At 66.5% G+C, this 23,435-nt stretch carries 20 protein-coding genes; 18 read left to right on the forward strand and 2 right to left on the reverse strand.

Annotation, left to right across the window (positions count from 1 at the left end; translation table 11 throughout):
- The first annotated feature begins 81 nt into the window (after positions 1-81).
- From FFI87_RS28840 to FFI87_RS28850, 3 genes are all read left to right on the forward strand, one after another.
- Entirely contained in the window at positions 82-1,440 is a 1,359-nt protein-coding gene (locus tag FFI87_RS28840) for an NAD(P)/FAD-dependent oxidoreductase (protein ID WP_138849833.1), read from the forward strand.
- A 317-nt stretch (positions 1,441-1,757) separates the two neighbouring features.
- On the forward strand, positions 1,758-2,192 hold the full coding sequence (locus FFI87_RS28845; RefSeq protein WP_011660023.1) for a hypothetical protein: 435 nt from the start codon (positions 1,758-1,760) through the stop codon (positions 2,190-2,192).
- Positions 2,193-2,377: 185 nt separating this feature from the next.
- Positions 2,378-3,988 (forward strand): histidine-type phosphatase, encoded by a 1,611-nt coding sequence (locus FFI87_RS28850; protein WP_138849832.1) that lies wholly within the window; start codon positions 2,378-2,380, stop codon positions 3,986-3,988.
- Between the two features lie 4 nt (positions 3,989-3,992).
- Here the strand turns inward: FFI87_RS28850 and FFI87_RS28855 are convergent, their stop codons facing one another.
- The gene (locus FFI87_RS28855; RefSeq protein ID WP_138849831.1) at positions 3,993-4,277 is read right to left on the reverse strand and encodes a transcriptional regulator; all 285 of its coding nucleotides are present in this window, start codon (positions 4,275-4,277) and stop codon (positions 3,993-3,995) included.
- A gap of 303 nt (positions 4,278-4,580) precedes the next feature.
- On the opposite strand from FFI87_RS28855, the gene FFI87_RS28860 reads away from it, so the two are divergent.
- The 15 genes from FFI87_RS28860 to FFI87_RS28930 all read left to right on the forward strand — a co-directional run bounded on the left by FFI87_RS28860 (position 4,581) and on the right by FFI87_RS28930 (position 22,469).
- Positions 4,581-4,880, forward strand: a complete 300-nt coding sequence (locus tag FFI87_RS28860) for a hypothetical protein (RefSeq protein WP_186381765.1) — start codon at positions 4,581-4,583, stop codon at positions 4,878-4,880.
- Positions 4,881-5,335: 455 nt separating this feature from the next.
- Positions 5,336-6,976, forward strand: a complete 1,641-nt coding sequence (locus tag FFI87_RS28865) for an EAL domain-containing protein (protein ID WP_138849829.1) — start codon at positions 5,336-5,338, stop codon at positions 6,974-6,976.
- A 159-nt stretch (positions 6,977-7,135) separates the two neighbouring features.
- The gene (locus FFI87_RS28870) at positions 7,136-8,728 is read left to right on the forward strand and encodes an ATP-binding protein (RefSeq protein WP_138849828.1); all 1,593 of its coding nucleotides are present in this window, start codon (positions 7,136-7,138) and stop codon (positions 8,726-8,728) included.
- Between the two features lie 87 nt (positions 8,729-8,815).
- A complete protein-coding gene (locus FFI87_RS28875; RefSeq protein WP_138849827.1) occupies positions 8,816-11,182 on the forward strand; it encodes a DNA polymerase II in 2,367 nt (788 codons plus the stop codon).
- A gap of 342 nt (positions 11,183-11,524) precedes the next feature.
- Positions 11,525-12,358 (forward strand): substrate-binding periplasmic protein, encoded by an 834-nt coding sequence (locus tag FFI87_RS28880; RefSeq protein WP_012365146.1) that lies wholly within the window; start codon positions 11,525-11,527, stop codon positions 12,356-12,358.
- A gap of 99 nt (positions 12,359-12,457) precedes the next feature.
- On the forward strand, positions 12,458-13,297 hold the full coding sequence (locus tag FFI87_RS28885) for an amino acid ABC transporter ATP-binding protein (RefSeq protein WP_138849826.1): 840 nt from the start codon (positions 12,458-12,460) through the stop codon (positions 13,295-13,297).
- Between the two features lie 10 nt (positions 13,298-13,307).
- Entirely contained in the window at positions 13,308-13,979 is a 672-nt protein-coding gene (locus FFI87_RS28890) for an amino acid ABC transporter permease (protein ID WP_012365144.1), read from the forward strand.
- 10 nt (positions 13,980-13,989) lie between these two features.
- On the forward strand, positions 13,990-14,655 hold the full coding sequence (locus tag FFI87_RS28895) for an amino acid ABC transporter permease (protein ID WP_012365143.1): 666 nt from the start codon (positions 13,990-13,992) through the stop codon (positions 14,653-14,655).
- 34 nt (positions 14,656-14,689) lie between these two features.
- Positions 14,690-15,568 (forward strand): dihydrodipicolinate synthase family protein, encoded by an 879-nt coding sequence (locus tag FFI87_RS28900; RefSeq protein ID WP_138849825.1) that lies wholly within the window; start codon positions 14,690-14,692, stop codon positions 15,566-15,568.
- 63 nt (positions 15,569-15,631) lie between these two features.
- On the forward strand, positions 15,632-16,648 hold the full coding sequence (locus FFI87_RS28905) for a 4-hydroxyproline epimerase (RefSeq protein WP_138849824.1): 1,017 nt from the start codon (positions 15,632-15,634) through the stop codon (positions 16,646-16,648).
- Positions 16,649-16,710: 62 nt separating this feature from the next.
- The gene (locus FFI87_RS28910; RefSeq protein WP_229203000.1) at positions 16,711-17,937 is read left to right on the forward strand and encodes an NAD(P)/FAD-dependent oxidoreductase; all 1,227 of its coding nucleotides are present in this window, start codon (positions 16,711-16,713) and stop codon (positions 17,935-17,937) included.
- Between the two features lie 15 nt (positions 17,938-17,952).
- The gene (locus tag FFI87_RS28915; protein WP_012365139.1) at positions 17,953-19,434 is read left to right on the forward strand and encodes an aldehyde dehydrogenase family protein; all 1,482 of its coding nucleotides are present in this window, start codon (positions 17,953-17,955) and stop codon (positions 19,432-19,434) included.
- A 15-nt stretch (positions 19,435-19,449) separates the two neighbouring features.
- A complete protein-coding gene (locus FFI87_RS28920; RefSeq protein ID WP_012365138.1) occupies positions 19,450-20,496 on the forward strand; it encodes a proline racemase family protein in 1,047 nt (348 codons plus the stop codon).
- A gap of 64 nt (positions 20,497-20,560) precedes the next feature.
- A complete protein-coding gene (locus tag FFI87_RS28925; RefSeq protein WP_175740466.1) occupies positions 20,561-21,268 on the forward strand; it encodes a GntR family transcriptional regulator in 708 nt (235 codons plus the stop codon).
- A gap of 88 nt (positions 21,269-21,356) precedes the next feature.
- A complete protein-coding gene (locus FFI87_RS28930; RefSeq protein ID WP_138849823.1) occupies positions 21,357-22,469 on the forward strand; it encodes a J domain-containing protein in 1,113 nt (370 codons plus the stop codon).
- Between the two features lie 37 nt (positions 22,470-22,506).
- Here the strand turns inward: FFI87_RS28930 and FFI87_RS28935 are convergent, their stop codons facing one another.
- Positions 22,507-23,412: a LysR family transcriptional regulator gene (locus FFI87_RS28935; protein WP_138849822.1), complete on the reverse strand. Its 906-nt coding sequence runs from the start codon at positions 23,410-23,412 to the stop codon at positions 22,507-22,509.
- Positions 23,413-23,435: the final 23 nt, after the last annotated feature.

Consider the following 23,435-nt stretch of genomic DNA (forward strand, 5'->3'; position numbering starts at 1 on the left):
TGAATTGTTCTAGTAGGTTCGAAACTATATCGTCGGTTCTTGAGCAATGTCATCCGAATCGTCATCAGCGGGAGCCACAACATGGACAACATCACGCCTACCTTTGCAACGGATCGCGCCCCGCGCGTGCCGCGCATCGTGATCGTCGGCGGCGGCGCCGGCGGCCTGCAGCTCGCCACGCGCCTCGGCGACACGCTGGGCCGCCGCGGGCAAGCCGACGTCGTGCTCGTCGACCGCTATCCGACGCACTTCTGGAAGCCGCTGCTGCACGAAGCCGCGTCCGGCCATCGCGATCCGGCCTCGCACACGATCGAATACGCGGCGCAGGCGAAGCGCCACGGGTTTCGCTTCGTGCAGGGCGCGCTGCACCGGGTCGACCGCGCGGCACGCACGGCGACGATCGCCGCGGTGCAGGACGCGGACGGCACGGAGATCCTGCCGCCGCGCGCGCTCGGCTACGACGATCTCGTGCTGGCCGTCGGCAGCGTGACGAACTTCTTCAACGTGCCGGGCGCCGCGCGCCACGCGCTGCCGCTCGAAAACCTCGACCAGGCCGAGGATTTCCGCCGCAAGTTCCTCGCCGCGTGCACGAAGGCGAACCATCTGGCCGAGCAGCAGCCGGCGCGGCCCGCGGCACCGATCTACATCAACGTGATCGGCGCGGGCGCGACGGGCGTCGAACTGGCCGCGGCGCTGCGCCACGCGATCCAGCAGCTGACGACGTATCGCTTCAAGGCGCTCGTGTCCGCACGCGACGTGCACATCCGGCTGATCGAAGGCGGCCCGCGCATCCTGCCGGCGCTCGACGCACGGCTGTCGGCCAGGATGCACGCGCAATTGCGCACGCTGAACGTCGACGTGCTGACGGATACGCGCGTCGCGGAAGTCGGCGCGGATGCGGTCACGACCGCGACCGGCGAGCGGCTCGCGAGCGACATCACGATCTGGGCAGCGGGCGTCGCGGGCCCCGCGATCCTGCGGGAACTCGGCGACATCGCGCTCAACCGGTCGAACCAGGTGATCGTGAGCGATACGCTGCAGACGCCCGACGATCCGCACGTGTATGCGTTCGGCGACTGCGCCGCGTGCCCGTCGGCCGATGCGAGCGGTTTCCTGCCGCCGCGCGCGCAGGTCGCGCACCAGCAGGCCGTGTATTTGGGTGAAGCGTTCGCGCGGCGCCTCGCCGGCAAGCCGGTGGCGGGCTTCACGTTCCGCGACGCGGGCACCGTCGTGTCGCTCGGCCAGGCCGGCGCCGTGTATCAAGGCGACCTCGGCGTGCGTTCGCGCTCGCTGATCGTCGACGGGCTCGCGGCGATCGGGCTGTACAAGTTCCTGTACCGCAAGCACCTGTTCAGCGTGTACGGGCTGAAGCGCGCGCTGTTCCAGTCGCTGAGCCACTGGCTGCAAAGCCGCAACCAGCCGTCGATCAAGCTGCACTGATCAGCGGGTTCGCACGCGGCATCGCATGACGGCGTATCGGGCTCGATACGCCGTTTTTTTCTGATGCACACACCCGGTGTAGTCATCGGGCGCGCACCTTTGGTGCATCACGTTCAAGCCCATCGATACGATGCAAATCTTACGGAACCCACTGCGTCGGACGCCTTCCGCGCCGGCTATGGCTTGCCACCCTATTCATTAGTCGAATCGTATGAGTCGGGCATAAATATTAATTAGTCGCCTATTCCGGATCGACGCTAAGGTGTGTGGCATTCCCGTCCGCGAACGGATCGTCACGTCTCAGGAGAGGAATCACCGTGGTCATCGAAGCCATCGTCACCCGTCTCGACGCCGCCTTCGCGCAGATCGAAGCGACCCCGGATTCGCACGAATCGCGCAATCAACGCGATGCGATCATCCAGTGGCTCGACAGCGCATCCGAGCATGGTTACCGGCTCGGTCTCGTCACGACGCTGCCGGCCGCCCGGCTCAGCGACATGTTCGAAGGCCAGTTCGGCCGTGCGAATCTCGACCGCTTCTCGGTCGTCGTGACCGACGCCAATCAGCAGGATTCCGTATCAAATCAGCATCCGTTCGACGTCGCGCTGCAGGCGCTGGGCGTGCCGCCCGAGCGCGCGGTGGGGGTCGCGAGCAGCGAACCGGAACGCCGGGAAGCCGAGACGTTCGGCCTGTCGCGTTGTGTGCGCATCACCGACACGGTGCGCTCGATCGCATCGGCAGGCGTGCACTGACCTGAGCACCTGCACACGGGCCGGCTCGCGCCGGCCGGCGGCAATCCGGCGCAATGCCGACGATTGCCCGACCGCAGCCTGACATTCTGCTGTCAAAGTCGCTTGCAACACTTCCGGGTTCGACCCATCCCGCCCGGAGACGGAACGACGCACTTCCTGCGTCGTTCCGTCCGTTTCAAGCCACGATGACACGCCCGATCCGCACCGCCTCAACCGTTGCCTTCCTCTGCCTGCTGCTCGCCGCGTGCGGCGGAGAGACGTCCAGCACGCCCGCCACGTCGGCGGACAACAGCGGCACGCAGCCGGCGCCGCAGCCTCCGCAACCGGAACCCCCGACCTACTACCAGACGAAAACACCGTATCGTCCGCAGCAGGACGCGGCGACCTACGAAGCGCCGCCGGCCGGCTACGCACCGGTCTACACCCAGCTCGTTACCCGGCACGGCTCGCGCGGGCTGTCAGGCTTCAAGTACGACGGCGCGATCTATTCGATGCTGGTCAAGGCCGAGGCCGACGGCGCGCTGACCGCGCTCGGCGCGCAGCTGAAGGCCGACACGTACGCGATGATTAAGGCCAACGCACTGCTCGGCTACGGCGTGCCGGGGATTTCAACGCCCGGCTACGGCAATCTCACGCAAGCCGGCATCCGCGAACACCAGCAGCTCGCCGCGCGGCTCGCGCAGCGGCTGCCTGCGCTGTTCGCCCCGGGCGGCCGGCAGATCGTCGTCGTCAACTCGGGGCAGGACCGCGCGGTCGACAGTTCGACCTACTTCTCCGCCGCGCTCGTCGCCGCGCAGCCGGCACTCGCCGCCGCGATCACGCTGCCGGCCGCGCCGTCCGGCTATCCCGCGAGCGCGCCGGTCGCGCAGCCCGCCGGCACCAACCGGTTCCTGCTGTATTTCCATTCGCTGAAGCCGGCCACCGATCTCGTGACCGATACGTCCGATCCGTATTACGCGACCTACCAGGCGAGCCAGGCATACCAGGCCTATTCGAGCGATGCGGCGGTCGCCGACAAGCTGAAGACGATCAAGGCGGCGCCGCAGGTCGCGGAAGTCGCGCAGACGGTGCTGGCCGCGCTGGTGTCGCAGGCCTTCATCGCGAAGCTCGGCACCGACGGCTACACGTTCGCGAACACGGGAACCTATACGTTCACGTCGTCGGACGGCAAATTCACCAACACGCTGAAGGGCGACGGCAAGACGAAGATCGCGTCGGCCGTCGATGCGGTGAACGTGCTGTACAACCTGCTGCAGGTCGCGCCCGCGATGACGGCCGAAACGGGCGGCGTCACGATGGAGAAGTATCTCGGCGCGGAACAGGCGCAGACGCTCGCGTACCTGCAGGACGCGGAGGACTATTACCAGAAGGGGCCCGGCATCCAGGAAGCGAACCCGGTCACGTACCGGATGGCGAAGGTGCTGCAGGACGACTTCTTCAACGAGGTCGACGCGATCGCGCGCGGCGACCTCACGCGCGCCGCGAAACTGCGCTTCACGCATGCGGAAATCGTGATTCCGTTCGCGTCGATCATGAACCTGAAGAACGTGTTCGTGCCGACGCCGCAGGCGCAGACCTACACGTATGCGAACAACCCGTGGCGCGGCGACCAGGTGTCGCCGATGGCCGCGAACATGCAATGGGACGTGTATCGCAACGGCTCGCGGCTCATCGTGAAGATGCTGTACAACGAACGCGAGACGGATTTCCAGGCCGCATGCGATGGCGCGAAAATCGCGCCGGCGAGTCATTTCTATGACTACGCGGGATTGAAGCGCTGCTACGGATATCAGTGACGCGTCAACGCTGGATCGTTGCACTCGTGTGTGCCGCCGGCGCGGCCTTCGGTTTCCCCGCGGCGTGCGCCTTCGGATCGGCGCTGGCCGGATGTTGAACCTTGTGGGTCTTCGCGGGCGCCGCGTGTGTCTTCGACGCGGGCTTCGCGTCGACATGCGCCGCGGCCGGCGCCTTCGACGGCGAACGAACGGCTTGCCGCGCCGGCTTCACGGCCGTCGCACTGCTCGTCGCGACGGGCGCATGCTTGGCGTGCTGCTGCGCGTACGCCTTGACGTCGTGGTCGTTCATCCACGATTCCGTGTAGGCAGCCGCTGCAGGCTGCGACAGATTGAGACAGGCGATCGATGCCACGAGAAAGGCACGAAGATACGTGCGACGATTGAATGCGGTAATGACGAATGCTCCTTGCGATCTGGCTTGACGCGCCGTATCGAACTTGCCGGCGCCGTCGTGGCGGCACGATAAATGAGCGCATTCCACATCGCAAGCATCCGGCCGGTGATCCAAACGATTCTTGACGTTTGGTCGGCCGCCGGCGATCTCGAACTCCGGTTCGTCGACGGTGTCGAACGTGCATCGCCGGAGAGTCATATGAAACGCGTCGCCCCTTTCGCCCTCGTGATCGCGCTTGCCGCCGCCAGCTTGCCGGCACTCGCCGGTAGTAGCGCGTCGCCGGTTCCGCAGCAAGCGAGAAACTGTGTACCGTCGTCCACCTCTGCGGGCACGGCGCCCGGCTCCCGCTCCACGTCGAAGGCCCCGCCGATTCGCGTGTGCGTCGGCGATTCCGACACGCAACTGAACCTGCCGTGGTTCCTGACCGACGTCCTCACCGCCGTGGACACGCACCAATCGCCACGCGACCTGTTCCACAAGATGCGCAACGATTTCTGACGCGCGGCCCGGCCAATGGCGTGCCCGTCATGCTCGGGTATTCCCCGATCCAGAAAGAAGAACTCCGCATCGCGTGGGTTGAACGGCGTTGACTGCAAATTGCCGAGAGATCGCGAAGACGCCGCGGTGCGCGAATATTTCCCGTTGAGAGTCAATCACAAAATTACACCATTGGTTGGCTAACAATATTTCGCAATCGTGCATCGCGTCATATACTTGCCCCGCACCATCCTCGTGCCAAGAGACGGTGTTCTTCTGTCCCGGCCGCACACCGATGCGGTCGGGTTTTTTTTCGGTGCGCGACGTCGATATCTATACATAATGAATGTATGTATAGCGATGCGCGTCGAATCCCGTGACTCCGTCGCGATGCCTTGGCTTGCGCACCGCAAGCATAGAATCGATTTGCGTCCAGATCTCGGCGCGAGCCCCGGTGCCCCGGCCAGGCACGGCGAATGCTCCGCGCCAATCCATCGACCGGTTCGACCTGCATTGCCATGCGTACAACAACAAGCGCGATCGGAGAAACATCCCCGCCGGGCTCAAAACCCGCATTCCAGCGCAGCGGCGCGTGGCCGCATATCGTCTTCTCGGTTGCGTTGAGCATCTGCATCCTCGTGCTCTTGATGGCGCTCGTCGCGGCCGAACGCCTCTCACGCGATTCGGTTGCCGAGCATGAACGCGACGTCGCGAACGACATCGTGATCTCGGTCGACCGCATCCTCGACGGCGTGCGCTCGCGGCACCCGGCCGAATTGACCGCGCTGGTCGGGCGCCCCTGCGCGACGGTCTTCAGGACCCTCGCCGAAGTAGGCACTCACCTGCGCTATCTGCGCGCCGTCGCGCTGGCCAATGACGGTCGCGTCACGTGCTCGTCGGCGCTGGGCTCGATCGACGTCTCGCTCGACGCGTATGTGCACGCCCCGCCACCGGGGATGACGGCCATCACGCTGCTTCGGCAGACTCCGTTCCAGCATCACGTGCCCGTGCTGGCGGTGTTTCGTGCGACCGCGCCCGCATCGGGCGTGCTTTATCTGATCGAAGGCGACTATCTGGCCGACATGCTGTCGCACGGCGCGCGTTTCGGCGCGGAAACCGCGATGCTGTCGGTCAACGGCGCAGGCGGTCTCGATCAGCATGGCGAATTCGTGCCGGCGTTCCACGCGGCCCCGTCGGCCGGCAGCACGATCGCCTCGAGCGCGTGGCCGTTCACGGTTTCCGTCACCTCGTCGGAATCCTATGTTCAGCAGGTGCAACGGCACTACCGGCTGATCTGCGTGACGATCGCGCTGCTGGTGAACGGCCTTGTCGCGGCCGCGTACCTGCTCGCGATGGCGCCGCGCCGGCTGTTGCTGAAGGCCGTGCGCAATGCGCTGAAGCGCAACGAATTTCACGTGGTGTACCAGCCGATCGTCGACGTCGACACGCGCAGGACCGTCGGCGTCGAGGCGCTGCTGCGCTGGCACCATCCGAAATGGGGGCCGATCAGCCCGGCCGTGTTCGTCCCGCAGGTCGAATCGAGCTCGATCCTGCCGAAGGTGACCGAATTCGTGCTGCGCACGGCCGTGTCGGAACTGACCACACTGGCGCCGTCGATGCCGCTGCGCATCGCGATCAACGTCGCGCCGAAGGATCTCGAGCGTCCGCGCTTCGTATCCGTCGTCGAAGAGGCGATCCGCGGGCTTCCGCCGGGGTTCACGCTGGTGCTCGAAGTGACCGAGCGCATCCTGCTCGAAAAGAATGCACGCACCACCGCGATGTTTGCCGCGCTGCGCGCGACGGGCGCGAGATTCGCGATCGACGACTTCGGCACGCATCACAGCAACCTCGACATGCTGTCGCGCTTTCCGTTCGACTACGTGAAGATCGATCGCCAGTTCATCTCGCAGCTGACGACCGTCAATGCCAGGCTGATCGAAGGCATCGCGGCCGTCGCGCACCACTACGACCTGAAGATCATCGCCGAGGGCGTGGAGACGGAAGAACAGCATCGCGCGCTGCATGCGGTCGGGATTCAGTACGCACAGGGCTACCTGTATCAGCGGCCGCAGCGGCCGACAGACCTGAAGCGGGATTTCGCGCCGATGCCGGCTTAGGTGTCGGCCGGCCCGGCGGGTGCGGGGCTGGCGCTTTGATCCGGCGCCCTTTCACGGCTATGCTCTCTGCGATGCTGACCGCCGCGCGACCGGGTATGAATCCATCGCGCCATAATGGAATTCGCAGGGCGATCGACAGGTTTAACGAGTTTTCCGATCATGACGCCAGACCAGCCGCAGCCCATCCCTTCGGACCAACCGCCGGCCCAGCACGAGCAGCCGCTGCTCGACCGCTATGCGGAGTTCCGCTTCCAGACGGTCGTCGCGTCGATCACCGACTATGCAGTGTTCATGCTCGACCCGCACGGCAACGTCGCGACATGGAACGCGGGCGCCGAGCGCATCAAGGGTTTCCGGACGGACGAAATCATCGGCAGCCATTTCTCCCGCTTCTATCCAGCCGATGCGATCGCGGCCGGCCGCCCCGCGCACGCGCTCGAAGCCGCCGCCGCGTACGGTCACTTCCAGGACGAAAGCTGGCGCGTACGCAAGGACGGTTCGCGGTTCTGGGCCAGCGTGACGATCACGGCCGTACGCGACGAGTCGCATCAGTTGCGCGGCTTCATCAAGATCACGCGCGACATGACCGAGCGCAAGCGCGTGGAGGAACTCGAAGCGGCCACGCGGCGGCTGGACGTCTTCATCGCGACGCTCGCGCACGAGCTGCGCAACCAGCTCGCGCCGCTGCGGCACACGATCGGCATCCTGCAGGGCCTGCCGGCGTCCGAACTGGGCCCGGCGCTCACGCAATGCAAGGACATCGCGGATCGCCAGATCGAACAGCTCGTGCGGCTCGTCGACGATCTGCTCGACATCGGACGTATCAAGTCCGACAAGGTGGATCTGAAGAAAGCACCGGTGAACGTGCGCGATATCGTGTACCGCAGCGTGCAGGGCATTGAGCCGAAGGTCGACGCGCGCGGGCAGCGGATTATCGTGCGGCTGCCGCCCGCGCCCGTGATCGTTCACGGCGACGATGTCCGGCTCGTCCAGGTGCTGTACAACCTGCTCGACAATGCGTCGAAGTATTCGCCGAACGGCGAGCGCATCGAGCTCCACGTGCGCACCGAGCAGAACGTGGTTGCGATCCAGATCGTCGATTACGGGATCGGCATCGTGCCCGGCGCGCAGGAATCGATCTTCGACCCGTTCGAGCAGGAGAATGCCGCGGAGCGCCACGCGCCCGGCGGGCTCGGGCTGGGGCTTGCGATCAGCAAGAAATTCGTCGACCTGCATGGTGGCAGCATCACGGCCGACAGCGCCGGGATCGGCGCGGGGTCGACGTTTACGGTCCGGCTGCCGATCGCGGAATCGAATCGTGCGGTCGAGCACGTGCAAAAGGCGCCGGCGCCATCCTCCATGCATGCGCTGCGCATCCTGATCGTCGACGACAACCGCGAATCGGCCGACACGCTCGCCATCCTGATGCAGATCAAGGGCCACACGGCCCGCGTCGCGTACCACGCGCGCGATGCACTGTCGATAGCCCGCGAATTCGCGCCGCATCTGATGCTGATCGATCTCAGCATGCCGGACGTCAGCGGGTTCGAGCTGCTCCAGACGTTGCGCTCGACCGGCGCCGCACCCGACTCGTACTATGTCGCGCTGTCCGGACATGTGCGTTCGTCGGACCGACAGGACACCACGGACGCCGGCTTCCACGATCATTTCGCGAAGCCGATTCCGATCGAGGCGCTGGACAGGCTGCTCGCGCGCGTGGAGGACGATGCGCGTCGCCGCGGCCGGCTGTGACGATCGGCACGGCCACCGCGGAGCGACGCGCGGAAGCCGCGAGAGGGGCTAAAATCCGCCGCCTGGGCATCCACACGAGCAAGCGTTTTGACGGAGTTCGAGCAGGGTTTCATCCTCACCCGCCACTGGCGGGACACAGCGTCCGGCATCGAGATCGAGTTCTGGCTGGCAACCGAACACGGCCCGCGCCGCGTGCGGTTGCGCCCGCAGGAAGCCGTCGCGTTCGTGCCGGCCGAGCAGCAGGCGCTCGCCGAACGCACGCTGGCCGGCGAACGTGATGCCGAACTGCGCCCGCTCGCGCTGCGCGACTTCCGCCAGCGCGCCGTCGCCGGCCTCTATTGCCGCCGCTACCGCAATCTGTCCGGGCTCCAGAAACGCCTCGCCGCAGCCGGCGTCGACGTCTACGAAGCCGACATCCAGCCGCCCGACCGCTACACGATGGAGCGCTTCATCACGGCGCCCGTGCTGTTTCGCGGCACGGCCGGCCGCGACGGCACGCTGACCGACGGCGAACTGAAACCCGCGACCGGCTATCGCCCGACGCTGCGCTGCGTGTCGCTCGACATCGAGACGAGCGTCCACGGCGAGCTGTATTCGATCGCGCTCGAAGGCTGCGGGCAGCGGCAGGTCTACATGCTCGGGCCGCCCAACGGCGACGCGCCGGCCGTCGACTTCAACCTCGACTACTGCGACAACCGGGCCGAGATGCTCACGCGGCTCAACGACTGGTTCGGCACGCACGATCCCGATGCGGTGATCGGCTGGAACCTCGTGCAGTTCGACCTGCGCATCCTGCATGCGCACGCGGATCAATACGGCGTGCCGCTGAAGCTCGGGCGCGGCGGCAGCGTGCTCGAGTGGCGCGCGCATGGTCAACAGCCCGACCACTTCTTCGCGGGTGCGGCCGGCCGCCTGATCCTCGACGGCATCGACATGCTGAAATCGGCGACGTGGTCGTTTCCGTCGTTCAGCCTCGAATACGTGTCGCAGTCGCTGCTCGGCGAAGGCAAGGCTGTCGACAATCCGTATCAGCGAATGGACGAGATCCAGCGCCGCTTCGATCACGACAAGCCCGCGCTCGCGCACTACAACCTGAAGGACTGCGAACTCGTCACGCGCATCTTCGAGAAGGCCGACCTGCTGTCCTTCGCGCTCGAGCGCGCGAGCGTCACGGGCCTTGCGGCCGATCGCACCGGCGGCTCGGTCGCCGCGTTCACGAACCTGTACCTGCCGCGCATGCACCGGCTCGGCTACGTCGCGCCGAACCTCGGCGACGTGACCGGGCAGAACAGCCCCGGCGGCTTCGTGATGGATTCGCGGCCCGGGCTGTACGATTCGGTCCTCGTGTTCGACTACAAGAGCCTCTATCCGTCGATCATCCGCACGTTCCTGATCGATCCGGCCGGGCTGATCGAAGGGCTCGCGCACCCGAGCGACGACGCGTCCGTGCCGGGCTTTCTCGGCGCGCGCTTCTCGCGTACCGCGCATTGCCTGCCCGACATCGTGCGGCGCGTGTCCGAAGGCCGCGACGAAGCGAAACGCCAGCGCAACGCGCCGCTGTCGCAGGCGCTGAAGATCATCATGAACTCGTTCTACGGCGTGCTCGGCTCGACGGGCTGCCGGTTCTTCGATCCGCGCCTCGCGTCGTCGATCACGATGCGCGGCCACGAGATCATGCATCGCACGCGCGAGCTGATCGAAGCGCAGGGCTACGAAGTCATCTACGGCGACACCGATTCGACTTTCGTGTGGCTCGGGCACGAGCACGACGACGATGCGGCCGCCGCCAAGGGCCGCGCGCTCGTCGAACAGGTGAACCGCTGGTGGCAAGCGCACCTGCGCGACCGCTTCGGGCTGGAAAGCGCGCTCGAACTGCAATACGAGCGGCATTACCGCCGCTTCCTGATGCCGACGGTGCGCGGCGCGGAGGAAGGCAGCAAGAAGCGCTATGCGGGCCTCGCGGTCACGGCGAATGGCGACGAGGACCTCGTGTTCAAGGGGCTCGAAACGGTGCGCACCGACTGGACGCCGCTCGCGCAGGTATTCCAGCGCGAGCTCTACCGGCGCGTGTTCAAGCGCGAGCCTTACCAGGAGTTCATTCGCGACTATGTGCGCCGCACGCTCGCCGGCGAATACGACGCACAACTGATCTATCGGAAGCGCGTGCGCCGGCCTTTGAGCGAGTATCAGCGCAACGTGCCGCCGCATGTGCGTGCCGCGCGGATCGCCGACGAATTCAACCAGGCGCGCGGCCGGCCGCTGCAGTACCAGCGCGGCGGCTGGATCAGCTACGTGATGACGACGGCCGGCCCGGAGCCGCTCGAGACGACGCGCTCGCCGATCGACTACGGGTTCTATGTGAGCCGCCAGTTGCAACCGGTCGCTGATGCAATCCTGCCGTTCCTGCGCGACGATTTCGAACGCGTGATTTCGGGGCAAGGGCAGTTGTTTTGAGATTGGAGGCGGGACGACATCACGCGCCGTCCTTGCGCGGCATGCGCGCCGCCGTCCGCTGGCCGGACCGACCGGCTGACCGGCCGCGGCAATCCCCCGATCATCCCTCTCCCCGCCCTCAAGTAACCGGCCCCGCGCCGCCCCGCCTTTTTTCCCTCACCCCGGCGCCTCGCCCCGCCCGCGCCCCGGGGAAAACCCGCCCCCTCCCAGCACAACTTCTCGTTGACACGTCGATTTTTGCCCCTCTAAGATGCACACAACGCTGCACACAACAAAACACACACCGATGTGTGGAGATAACAGCAGGGCGTACGGGTTTACCCATTTCAAAGTGAGGTCACCATGAATCGACTGTCTCGTTTCACCCGTCAAATCGCCGCGTGCACCGTGGCAGCCGCGGCGCTGGTCGCGGCCGCTCCGTCGGACGCCGCCGGGCCCGACGCCTGGGCCGCCGTGAAGAAGGCCGGCGTACTGCGCTGCGGCGCCGCGGTCGCGCCGCCGTACGTGATGCGCGACCCGAAGACGGGCGCCTACAGCGGTTTCTTCTCGGATCTGTGCCGCGATTTCGGGCAGAACGTGCTGAAGGTGAAGGTCGAATTCGTCGACACGAGCTGGGACAACATCGTGGCCGGCCTGCAATCGGACAAATGGGACCTGTCGCTCGCGCTGAACGACACGCCCGAGCGTGAGAAGGCCGTCGCGTTCTCCGTGCCGGCGACCGACTACAACGTCTCGTTCGTCTACAACCGGAACAACCCGAAGATCGCGAAGAACCTGCGCTCGCTCGCCGATATCGACAAGCCGAACGTCACGGTCGCGGTGATGTCCGGCACGTCGCAGGACAAGGCGATTTCGGCGGAATTGAAACAGGCGCGGATCATGCGGCTGCCGGGCAACGACGAGACACGCCTGTCGCTGATCTCAAAGCGCGCCGACCTGCTCGCCGACGCGAACATCACCAACATGCTGCTGACTGAAGCGCACCCGGACTGGGCGGCCAGCTTCAACCCCGCGCCGCCGCTCGCGCAGCAGGAAGTGGCGTTCGGCCTGCGCAAGGACACGCCGAAGGCCGATCTCGACGTGCTCAACAGCTACCTCGCCCAGCAGGTCAAGTCGGGCGCGGTGAACCGTCTGATCAAGACGTCCGTGCAAGCGATGCTCACCCCCGGCAAGTAAGCGCCGAGCTTGCAGACGGGCCCGACGGATCGCCGGCGGGCGCCGATTTTCCGATTCGCACTTTGCGCGCCGACGTCGGGCGCCGCTGGAGAGACAGTCATGTTGTCGCCTCAAACGACGGCCGTCCGGTCGGCCATGCATCTCCTTTCGACCACGCGCTTGGCTGCGTCCGCGCCCGGCGGCGATTTCGTGCGGCTGCGCGACGTGCACAAGTCGTACGGCCCGAACCTCGTCGTGATGGACGGCATGAGCCTCGACATGCGCGCCGACGACCGGCTCGTGATCATCGGCCCGAGCGGCAGCGGCAAGAGCTCGCTGCTGCGCGTGATGATGGGCCTCGAAGGCATCCAGCGCGGCGAGATCGCGTTCCAGGGCGCGTCGTACATCCGCGGCGGCGACGCGCGCGGCGGCTGGCGCATCGACGCGAAGCTGCAGAAGCAGGTCGGCATGGTGTTCCAGCACTACACGCTGTTTCCGCACCTGTCGGTGCTCGGCAACCTGATCCTCGCGCCGGTGCGCGTGGGCGGGCTGTCGAAGGCGGAAGCGACCGAGCGCGCACGCACGTATCTCGCGCGCCTCGGCCTCGAAAGCAAGCTGCATGCATATCCGAGCCAGCTCTCCGGCGGCCAGAAACAGCGCGTGGCGATCGCGCGCGCGCTAATGCTCGAACCGAAGCTGATGCTGTTCGACGAAGTGACGTCCGCGCTCGATCCGGAGATGGTGGTGGAAGTCCAGAACGTGATGCTGCAGCTCGCCGAGCAGAAGATGGCGATGATCATCGTCACGCACGACATGCACTTCGCGCGGGACATCGCGACGCGCGTCGTGTTCTGCGCGAACGGCAAGATCGTCGAGCAAGGCGCGCCGGATCAGATCTTCAAGTGTCCGAAGGAAGCGCGCACGCGGGAATTCCTCGAGAAAGTCCTGCATCTCGACTGAGGCCGAAGCCATGAACTACCACTTTGATTTCAGCTTCCTCGCCGGCAGCCTCGGCGCGCTTCTCGACGGGCTGAAGGTCACCGTCGTGCTGGCTGTGGCCGCGAACGCGATGGGCCTCGTGCTCGGCTTCGTGCTGTGCCTGCTCGCGATGAGCCGCTGGGCGATCGTGCGCTGGCCCGCGCAGCTCTTCATCGAATTCTTCCGCTGCACGCCCGCGCTGCTGCAGATCATCTGGTTCTTCTACTGCATCCCGATGATGGTCGACGTGTTCATCGACCCGATCGCGATGGGCGTGCTCGCGCTCGGCCTGAACCTGACCGCGTTCAACGCGGAAGCCTACCGCGCCGGCGTGCAGGCGGTGCCGAAGGAACATCTCGATGCCGCGGTGGCGCTCGGCCTGCGGCCGTGGCAACGCACGATCTTCGTCGTGCTGCCGCAGGCGCTGCGCACCGCCATGCCGGTGCTGCTGACGAACGGCATCGGCAGCCTGCAGCAAAGCGCGCTGGTCGCGATCGTCGCGGTGGCCGACCTGATGTACGTCGCGAAGAGCATCGCGACCGAAGCGTACCGGCCGCTCGAAACCTACTCGGTCGTCGCACTCGTGTATTTCGCGCTGTCGCTGCCGATCGCGAAACTCGTCCACGTCATCGAGCGCCGCCAGGACGTCGCCGTCCAGCGCTGAGGAGCCCGTCGTGAATCTCGATTTTTCCGTCGTCTGGCCGTACTGGCTCGTGCTCGCGAAAGGCCTCGCGCTGACGCTGGCCTTCACCGTCACGTGCGCGCTCGTCGGCAGCCTGCTCGGCTTCGTGCTGAGCCTCCTGCGGATGTCGCCGTCGCGCTGGCTGCGCGGGCCCGTTACCGCGTTCGTCGAATTCTTCCGCGGCACGCCGCTGCTGATCCAGCTGTTCTGGGTGTTCTTCTGCTTCCCGGTCGTGCTGCGGCTGCCGATTCCGCCGTACCTGTCGGTGCTGATCTCGCTGACGCTGTACATGGCCGCCATCACGAGCGAGACGTTTCGCGGTTCGCTGAAGTCGATCGCCGGCGAGCAGCACGACGCGTGCATCGCGCTCAGCCTGTCGCCGCACGTGAAGATCGTCTACGTGATCTTTCCGCAGGCGTTGCTGCGCGCGATCCCGCCGCTGCTGTCGAACGTCGTGAGCCTGTTCAAGGAAAGCGCGCTTATCTCGTCGGTGGGGATCGCCGACCTGATGTTCGTCGGCCAGAACGTGTCGAACAGCACCGCGCGGCCCGTCGAGTTCCTGACCACCGTCGCCGTCATCTATTTCCTCGTCGCCTTTCCGCTGACCCGCCTGGTCGGCGTAGTGGAGTCCAGGATGCTCAGGCGCTATGCCTACTAACTCGCAACGCTCTCACCCAAGCCGGAGAACTCTCATGCAACTGACAGGCATTCTGCCCGCACTCGTCACGCCGTTCGATGCATCGGGCGCGGTCGATCACGACACGCTCGCGTCGATCCTCGAATATCAGCTCGCCGCGGGTGTCAGCGGCTTCGTGCCGCTGGGGTCGACCGGCGAGTACTACGCGCTCACGAACGACGAGCGCCGCGCGGTGATGAAGACCGTGCGCGAAGTGGTCGGCAACCGCGGCATGCTGATCGCCGGCGCGAACGGCTCGTCGACGCGCGAGGTGATCGAGCAGGTCCGCCAGGCGCGCGATGCCGGCTACACGAACATCCTGATCGCGCCGCCGTACTACGCGCTGCCGTCGCAGGACGAACTGATCGGCCACTACGACGCGATTCTCGCCGCGGTGACCGACGTGAACGTGATCCTGTACAACTATCCGGTGCGCACGAACGTCGAGGTCGGCTTCGGCGTGCTCGACGCGTTCAAGGATCATCCGCGCGTGATCGGCATCAAGGAAAGCAGCGGTAACCTGCTGCGCGCCATCGAGATCGGCGGCAAGTACCGCGACCACTATCAGCTGTCGTGCGGCTCCGACGACCAGGCGCTCGACTTCTTCCTGTGGGGCGCGACGAGCTGGATCTGCGGGCCCGCGAACTGCTTCGCGAAACAGGTCGTGAGCTTCTACGACAAATTCTCGGCCGGCGACATCGCGGGCGCGCAGAACGTGATGCGCTCGCTGTTCCCGGTGATGGCGAGCATGGAGTCGGGCAAGTTTATCCAGAAGGTCAAGTACGGCTGCGAGCTGGCCGGCTTCAAGGTCGGCAACGCCCGCATGCCGCTGCAGCCGCTGACGGACGACGAGAAGGCGGCGTTCCGCGCGATCTTCGAGGCGTCGCAGGCGTAAGGCCGTCATGCGTATCCGTACCGGCGCCAACCGGCGCCGGTATGCCGACCGAGGAACCTCAACATGACGATTCACAGCTTTACCTGTATCGAAGGCCATACCGAAGGCATGCCGGTGCGCATGGTGATCGACGGCGCGCCGTCGCCGCAGGGCGCGACGATGAACGCGCGCCGCGAGGATTTCGTCGCGCATCACGACTGGATTCGCCGCACGCTGATGCTGGAGCCGCGCGGCCATGCGCACATGTCGGGCACGATCTTCTATCCGCCGGTCAGCGACAACGCGGATTTCAGCCTGCTGTTCATCGAGACGTCCGGCTGCCTGCCGATGTGCGGCCATGCGACGATCGGCTCGATCGCGTTCGCGATCGAGGAGCGCGTCATCGTGCCGAAGCAACCGGGCACGGTCACCGTCGACGTGCCGGCCGGGCAGATCGTCGCGCGCTACGAGACGGACGGCGCGCGCGTGACGTCGGTGCGCTTCACCAACGTGCCGAGCTTCCTGCTCGCTCGCGACGTCGCGATCGAGATTCCCGCGCTCGGCACGCTGGCCGTCGATATCGCGTACGGCGGCAACTTCTATCCGATCGTCGAGGTTCAGCCGAACTTCCCCGGTTGCGAACACTTCACGCCGGACGAGTTGCTCGCGTGGGGCCGCGATGTGCAGCGCGCGGTCAACGCGGCGCTCGACGTCGTGCATCCCGATCATCCGGCGATCCGCGGCGTGCGGCACTGCATGTGGACGGGCAAGCCGATCGCGGACGATGCGCACGGGCGCGCGGTGGTGATCGCCGGCGACAGCCTCGTCGACCGCTCGCCGTGCGGCACCGGAAGCTCGGCACGCGTCGCGCAGCGCTTCGCGCGCGGCTGGCTGACAGCGGGTGAAGCGTATTGTCACGAGAGCCTGATCGGCAGCCGCTTCATCGGCCGCGTGGAATCGGTCGAGCGTCTGAACAGCGGGCTGGACGCCGTGCGGCCGAGCATCGAAGGACGCGCGTGGGTCACCGGGCGCGCGCAGTATCGCGTCGATTCGTCCCAGCCGTACGCGCACGGCTTCAGCCTGCAGGAGTTCGTCAATTGAACGCGATTGCGCGAGAACCTGTGCCCGCATCGCCCGGCACAGCACGCAACGAAACAGCCGTCGTGATCGGCGGCGGAATCGTCGGCGTGTGCTGCGCGCTCTATCTGCAACGCGACGGCCACGCCGTCACGCTGATCGATCCCGCCGCGCCCGGCGACAGCACCGCGAAATGGAGCTGTGGGCAGATGGCTGTCAGCGAGGTCATCCCGCTGTCGAAGCCGGGCATCCTGCTGAAGGTGCCGCGCTGGCTGATGGACCAGAAGGGGCCGCTCGCGCTGCGGCCCGGCGCACTGCCGGGCATCCTGCCGTGGTTCTTCCGGTTCGTCGCATCGGCCCGTCACGCGAGGATCGTGTCGATCGCGCAGGCGATGGCCACGCTGACGCACGACGTCTATTCCGACTACGCGCCGCTGCTCGATGCATGCGGCGACCGCGCGCTGCTGGGCCAGCGCCCGGTGCTCGAAGTGTTCGACGATCCGGCCGGCATCGCGCACGAGCAGCCGCATCTCGAGCTGCGGCAGTCGCTCGGCTTCGCATCGCAGCGGCTGACGGCCGCCGATATCGGCGATCTCGAACCGGCGCTCGCCGGCCGGTTCCGGCACGGGCTGCTGTTTCCCGACTGGCGCGCGGTCAACGATACCGAAGGCTTCATCGCGGCGCTGACGGCCAGCTTCGAGGCGCAAGGCGGACGCCGCATCCGCGCGAACGCCGCGCGCATCGACGAAGCCGACGGGCGCGCGACCGGCGTGACGCTCGTGAGCGGCGAGCGCGTCGCGGCCGATCACGTCGTCGTCGCGGCCGGCACGGGGTCGCGGCAGTTCTTCGGGCAGCTCGGCGTGCGCGTGCCGCTCGAAGGCATCGCCGGCTACCAGGCGCTGCTCGCCGACCCGGGCGTCGAATTCCGTCACTCCGTGATTTACGCGGACGGCGGCTTCTGCTTCAGCCCGATGACGCGCGGGCTGCAGATCGGCGGCACCATCGAGTTCGCGGGCCGCGATGCGGCGCCGAACTTCCGGCGCGCGGACATCATCCTGGAGAAAGCCAAACGCATCCTGCCAGAGCTGCGGACCGCGCACGTCGAATACGGCGTCGGCTATCGGCCGTTCCTGCCCGACACGAAACCGGTGATCGACCGCTCGAAACGGCTGCCGAATGTGATCATGGCATTCGGCCACGGCCAGCTCGGCCTCACGCTCGGCGCGACGACCGGCCGCCTGGTCGGCGACCTCGCGGCCGGCCGTCCGACGCGGCAGGACCTGTCGCCCTTCAGCGCTTATCGCTTCGCCTGACATTCGAGACCCTTCATGCACTCCTACGAACGACTTTTCATCGACGGCCGCTGGGTGGCGCCCGTTCGCGGCCAGACCTTCGACACGCTCGACCCGAGCGACGAAACCGTGATCGCGAAGGTGGCGGCCGCCACCGCCGAAGACATCGATCTCGCGGTTAGCGCCGCGCGCCGCGCGTTCGACGCAGGTCCGTGGCCGCGCATGACCGGCGCACAGCGCGCCGCCGTGCTGCGCGCGATCGCGCAACGCATCCGCGACCGCCTGCCCGAGCTGGCCGAACTCGAAGTGCGCGACAACGGCAAGCCGCTGCCCGAAGCGCTGTGGGATCTCGGCGACGCTGCCGGCTGCTTCGACTTCTACGCAGGGCTTGCCGAGCAGCTCGACGGCAACGCCGAAACGCCGGTGCCGCTGGCCGACGAGCGCTTCAGCACGGTCGTCCGCAAGGAGCCGATCGGCGTGGCCGGCGCAATCATCCCGTGGAATTTTCCGCTGCTGATGGCCGCGTGGAAGGTCGCGCCCGCGCTCGCGGCCGGCTGCACGATGGTGCTCAAGCCGTCCGAGCTGACGCCGCTCACCGCGCTGGAGCTGGCCGGCATCGCCGACGCGGCCGGGCTGCCGGCCGGCGTGCTGAACGTCGTGACGGGCCTAGGCGCGGATGCCGGCGCGCCGCTCGCCGAACACCCGGGCGTCGACAAGCTCGCGTTCACCGGCAGCGTGCCGACTGGCAGCCGGATCATGCAGGCCGCCGCGCGCGACATCAAGAACGTAAGCCTCGAACTCGGCGGCAAGTCGCCGTTCATCGTGTTCGGCGATAGCGATCTCGAAGCGGCCGTCGAGTGGATCCTGTTCGGCATCTTCTGGAACCAGGGCGAAGTGTGTTCGGCCACGTCGCGCGTGCTCGTCGAGCGCTCGCTGTACGCGCCGCTCGTCGAGCGGCTCGCGCAGGAAGCGCGCAAAATCAGGATCGGCAACGGCCGCGACGAAGGCATGCTGCTCGGCCCGCTGGTCAGCCGCGGGCAGTACGACAAGGTGCGGGAAGCGATCGCGCGCGGCCGCGACGAAGGCGCGCGGCTCGTGACGGGCGGCGGGCGGCCCGCGCATCTCGAACGCGGCTACTTCATCGAGCCGGCCGTGTTCGCCGACGTGCCGGAAGACAGCTGGATCTGGCGCGAGGAAATTTTCGGGCCGGTGGTGTGCGTGCGGCCGTTCGATACGGAAGACGAGGCGGTTCGCTCGGCCAACGATTCGCGCTTCGGTCTCGCGGCGGCCGTGATGTCGGCCGACCTGCCGCGCTGCGAGCGCGTGGCACGCGCGATGCGCGCAGGCATCGTGTGGATCAACTGCTCGCAGCCGACGTTCACGGAGGCGCCGTGGGGCGGCTACAAGCAGAGCGGGATCGGACGCGAGCTCGGCGAGTGGGGGCTGAACAACTACCTCGAGATCAAGCAGATCACGCGCTACGACAGCGACAAGCCGTGGGGCTGGTACATCAAGTAGGAAGGTGAATCGATCATGCGCTGGAACAAAACGCTGCAACTCGTCGACGTGCATTGCGAGGGCGAGATCGGCAAGGTCATCACCGGCGGCGTCCTCGACGTGCCGGGCAAGACCATGCTCGACAAGATGAATCACATCAATGAGATCGACGACAGCTTGCGGCGCCTGGTCGTGCTCGAACCGCGCGGCTGCCTGCAGATGTCGGTCAACCTGCTGCTGCCGCCGACGCGGCCGGAAGCGCAGGCGGGCTTCATCGTGCTGCAGGCCGACAAGGCGCATCCGATGTCGGGCAGCAACTGCATCTGCGTCGTGACCGCGCTGCTCGAACTCGGGATGGTGCCGATGCAGGAACCGGAGACCACCGTCGTGCTCGACACGCCGGCCGGGCTCGTCACCGCGCGGGCCGCATGCCGCGACGGCCGCTGCGTCGGCGTCTCGCTCGACATGGTGCCGTCGTTCGTCGAACACCTCGATGTCGACGTGCACACGGCGGAATTCGGCACGATCAAGGCCGACATCGCGTTCGGCGGCGTGTACTACGCGCTCGTCGACGTCGATCAGATCGGGCTCGACATCGCGCCGGGCAATGCGCGGCAACTCGCGACGCACGGCGTACGGCTCAAGGAGATCATCAACCGGCAGGTCGCCGTCCAGCATCCGCTTTACCCGGAGATCAACGAAGTCGCGTACGTGATGTTCCGCAACAGGGTGGACGACACGGTGTACCAGACCTGCACGACGCTGCCGCCCGGCCGCGTCGACCGCTCGCCGTGCGGGACCGGCAGCTCGGCCAATCTCGCGACGCTCGCCGCGCGCGGGCGCGTGCAGGTCGGCGATCGCCTGACGTCGCGTTCCACGATCGGCGGCGAATTCCGCGTCGAGCTGCTGGGTACGACCGAAGTAGGCGGGCGGCCGGCCGTGCTGCCGCGCGTCACCGGGCGCGCATGGGTGTTCGGGTTCCAGCAACTCGGCGTCGATCCCGACGATCCGCTCGCCGCCGGGTTCATGCTCAGCGACACGTGGGGCGACGGTTTCGGGCCGTCCGCGCCGTCTGGCACGTGAGGACGCGATGCTAAACTTCAGAGCGCGCCCGGCGACCCGGGTCGATTACAGGAAGGGCAGCGAGATGAGCAAAGAGGCCGTTGAAACCGAAGGTGGCGGCCGCCGGCACGGCGGGCGGTATGTGTATGAGGAATTGCGCAAGCAGATCCTGACGCTGAAGCTGAAACCCGGCGTGCAGCTCGACGAAATCTCGCTGGCCGCGCAGTTCGGCCTGTCGCGTTCGCCGGTGCGCGACGCGATCGCGCGGTTGAGCAGCGAGGGCCTCGTCACGATCCTGCCGAACCGCACGACGCTCGTCACGCCGTTCGAGATCGAGGAATTCCCGAAATACATCTCGGCGCTCGACCTGATCCAGCGCGCGGTCACGCGGCTCGCGGCCACGCAGCGCTCCGAAGCCGACCTCGCGAAGATCCGCAAGGCCGACGACATCTACATGGAGGCCGTCGCGAGCGGCGACTTCCAGGCGATGTCGGAGACCAACAAGGCGCTCCACATGGCGATCGCGCACGCCGCGAACAATCCCTACTTCGTCGGCTACTACGAGCGGCTGCTCGGCGAAGGGCAGCGCCTGCTTCATCTGCATTTCGACTTCACCGTGAGCTCGCCCACTGCCGCCAAGCTCGGTCGCGACCACGACGAACTGATCGACGCGATCGTGCGGCGCGATGCGGACGCCGCCGAACGCGCCGCGCACGAGCACACGATGCTGTTCCAGAAGCGCTTCCTCGATTACATGCGGCAGAACATGACGGAGTCGATGGCGGTGCTGTAAGCGGAACACCGAAGGCCAGCCGGCACCACGCCCATCCGGCTAAAATACCGCCCTGCCGCGCGTCCCGCCGCGGCCGGAGGATACTCACATGACCGCACGTCGCGGTGCCGCGGTCGCCATCGCGCCCGGTCACGAGACAGCCAGCCTGTCGAAAGCCCAGAAAACGTTCAATACGCTCGTCAAGCAGATCGAGAAGCGGCGCGAGCGTCTCGGCGCGTGGGACGCCGTGATGCCGGCGTTCCAGAAGAAGTTCGTCGACGCGCTGTTGCCGCTCGAACAGGCATCCACCGCGCTGCGGATCAAACTGCTGCACCTGCTCGACGACGCGTTCCTGCAGAAGGGCTTGAGCAAGGCCGAGCAACGCACGCTGTCCGACCTGATCGCCGACATGGCGCGCGATTTAATGCAGGTCAGCGACGACGCGGCGCTGAAGGTCATTTACAACCGGCATGTCGGACCCGCGAACGTGGGCAACGCGGCGGCCGAGCCCGATTCCGAGCCGCAATCGCAACCGCAATCGCCAGAGGATCTCGACTCGCTGTCCCCCGACGAACTCGCCGAGCGGCTGCAGGCCGAACTCGACGCTCAGTTCGAACGCGACATGGCCGCTCACGCGGCCCGGGAGGCCCAGCGCGCGAAGCGCAAGAAAGCGCCGAAGCAATCGGCCGCGCAGGCCAGGATCGAAGCCGAGCAGGCAGAATCGAGCAAGTCGATCCGCGAGATCTATCGGAAGCTCGCCAGCGCGCTGCATCCCGATCGCGAAACCGATCCGCGCGAGCAGGAACGCAAGACCGTGCTGATGCAGCGGGTCAACCATGCTTATGCGAAGGGCAATCTGCTGCAGTTGCTGGAACTGCAGCTGGAGATCGAGCAGATCGACCGGCGTGCGATCGACGGGCTCAGCGAAGCGCGGCTCACGCGCTACAACGGCATCCTGGAAGAGCAGATCCGCGAGCTCGATCAGGAGATTCAGCACGTCGAGAACGATTTCCGGCGCACCTACGGCATCGCGTCGTCCACCAAGGTCGCGCCCGCTACCGTGATGCGCATGCTCACGCGCGATATTGCCGGCATGCAGCGCGGCAATCAGGATCTCGCCGTGGCGCTGCGCGAGTTCGAGGATTCGGACAAGGTCAGGGACTGGTTGAAGGACATGAAGCGCAGGCCTGCGTCGTCGCGCTTCGATGACGAGTCGTTTTAAGCGGCAAGCTGGCGCACACCGGCGAACGCACGACGTATCACCGCATTTCCCCCATCCCACCCATCAGCGCCATCAACTGCTCCCGCAGCCACTGACTACCCTGGTCCTGATCGGCGCTGCGATGCCAGTAGCAGAAGTATTCGAGCCCGGGCATCTCGAACGGCAGTTCGAGAATCCGCGCCGGATAGCGCTGCAGCAGCCTGAGCGGCGCGGTCAGCGCGAGATCGCCGCGCATCGCGATCAGCGGCGCGACCATGTAGTGCTGCACGCGCATCTGGATGTTGCGGCGCAGCCCCAGGCGCGTCAGCTCCGCGTCGACGTGCCCGCTGCCCTTGCGGCGGCTCGACACGTGGATGTGCCCCATCGACAGGTAGTCGTCCATGGTCAGCGTGTCGCCCTTGAACGGGTGATCGTCGCGGATCATGCACGCGTAACGGTCGCGCACGAGCAGCGCCTGATGCAGATGCGGATCGCCGATCAGCGGCGCGTCGATCGCGATGTCCACCGAGCCGTTTGCGAGCGCGGTCGCCACTTCGCGCCGGTCCATCGTGTAGCTGCGCACGTGCATGCCCGGCGCATGTGTCTGCAGCAGCTCGCCGAGCGCGGGCAGCAGCAGCGCTTCGGTCAGGTCGCTCATGCTGAGCCGGAACACGCGCTCGGACGACGCCGGATCGAACACGTCGCCTTCGTGCGCGCTCGAATCGAGCAGTTGCAGCGCCTCGCGCACGCGGCCGACGATGTTCTCGGCCATCGGCGTCGGCATCATCCCGGCCGGCGTGCTGACGAACAGCGGATCGTTCAGCGTCTTGCGCAACCGAGCCAGCGCGTTGCTGACGGCCGGCTGCGTGAGATTCAGCACCTCGGCCGCGCGCGTCAGGTTGCGCTTGTTGTAGATCGCCTCGAATACGACGAACAGGTTCAGATCAATCTTCGAAAGGCGCATCGCCGGATCTCCTTGCCGGCATC

Source organism: Burkholderia sp. KBS0801 (genome assembly GCF_005937855.2).
GTDB lineage: Bacteria > Pseudomonadota > Gammaproteobacteria > Burkholderiales > Burkholderiaceae > Burkholderia > Burkholderia ambifaria.

Excerpts from the sequence above, each read along its gene's own strand:
- FFI87_RS28920 (WP_012365138.1), top strand. The coding sequence starts at position 19,450 with ATGCGCTGGAACAAAACGCTGCAACTCGTCGACGTGCATTGCGAGGGC.
- FFI87_RS28930 (WP_138849823.1), top strand. The coding sequence starts at position 21,357 with ATGACCGCACGTCGCGGTGCCGCGGTCGCCATCGCGCCCGGTCACGAG.
- FFI87_RS28850 (WP_138849832.1), top strand. The coding sequence starts at position 2,378 with ATGACACGCCCGATCCGCACCGCCTCAACCGTTGCCTTCCTCTGCCTG.
- FFI87_RS28900 (WP_138849825.1), top strand. The coding sequence starts at position 14,690 with ATGCAACTGACAGGCATTCTGCCCGCACTCGTCACGCCGTTCGATGCA.
- FFI87_RS28840 (WP_138849833.1), top strand. The coding sequence starts at position 82 with ATGGACAACATCACGCCTACCTTTGCAACGGATCGCGCCCCGCGCGTG.
- FFI87_RS28855 (WP_138849831.1), bottom strand. The coding sequence starts at position 4,277 with ATGAACGACCACGACGTCAAGGCGTACGCGCAGCAGCACGCCAAGCAT.
- FFI87_RS28880 (WP_012365146.1), top strand. The coding sequence starts at position 11,525 with ATGAATCGACTGTCTCGTTTCACCCGTCAAATCGCCGCGTGCACCGTG.
- FFI87_RS28890 (WP_012365144.1), top strand. The coding sequence starts at position 13,308 with ATGAACTACCACTTTGATTTCAGCTTCCTCGCCGGCAGCCTCGGCGCG.
- FFI87_RS28870 (WP_138849828.1), top strand. The coding sequence starts at position 7,136 with ATGACGCCAGACCAGCCGCAGCCCATCCCTTCGGACCAACCGCCGGCC.
- FFI87_RS28935 (WP_138849822.1), bottom strand. The coding sequence starts at position 23,412 with ATGCGCCTTTCGAAGATTGATCTGAACCTGTTCGTCGTATTCGAGGCG.
- FFI87_RS28865 (WP_138849829.1), top strand. The coding sequence starts at position 5,336 with ATGCTCCGCGCCAATCCATCGACCGGTTCGACCTGCATTGCCATGCGT.
- FFI87_RS28905 (WP_138849824.1), top strand. The coding sequence starts at position 15,632 with ATGACGATTCACAGCTTTACCTGTATCGAAGGCCATACCGAAGGCATG.
- FFI87_RS28885 (WP_138849826.1), top strand. The coding sequence starts at position 12,458 with ATGTTGTCGCCTCAAACGACGGCCGTCCGGTCGGCCATGCATCTCCTT.
- FFI87_RS28860 (WP_186381765.1), top strand. The coding sequence starts at position 4,581 with ATGAAACGCGTCGCCCCTTTCGCCCTCGTGATCGCGCTTGCCGCCGCC.
- FFI87_RS28925 (WP_175740466.1), top strand. The coding sequence starts at position 20,561 with ATGAGCAAAGAGGCCGTTGAAACCGAAGGTGGCGGCCGCCGGCACGGC.
- FFI87_RS28915 (WP_012365139.1), top strand. The coding sequence starts at position 17,953 with ATGCACTCCTACGAACGACTTTTCATCGACGGCCGCTGGGTGGCGCCC.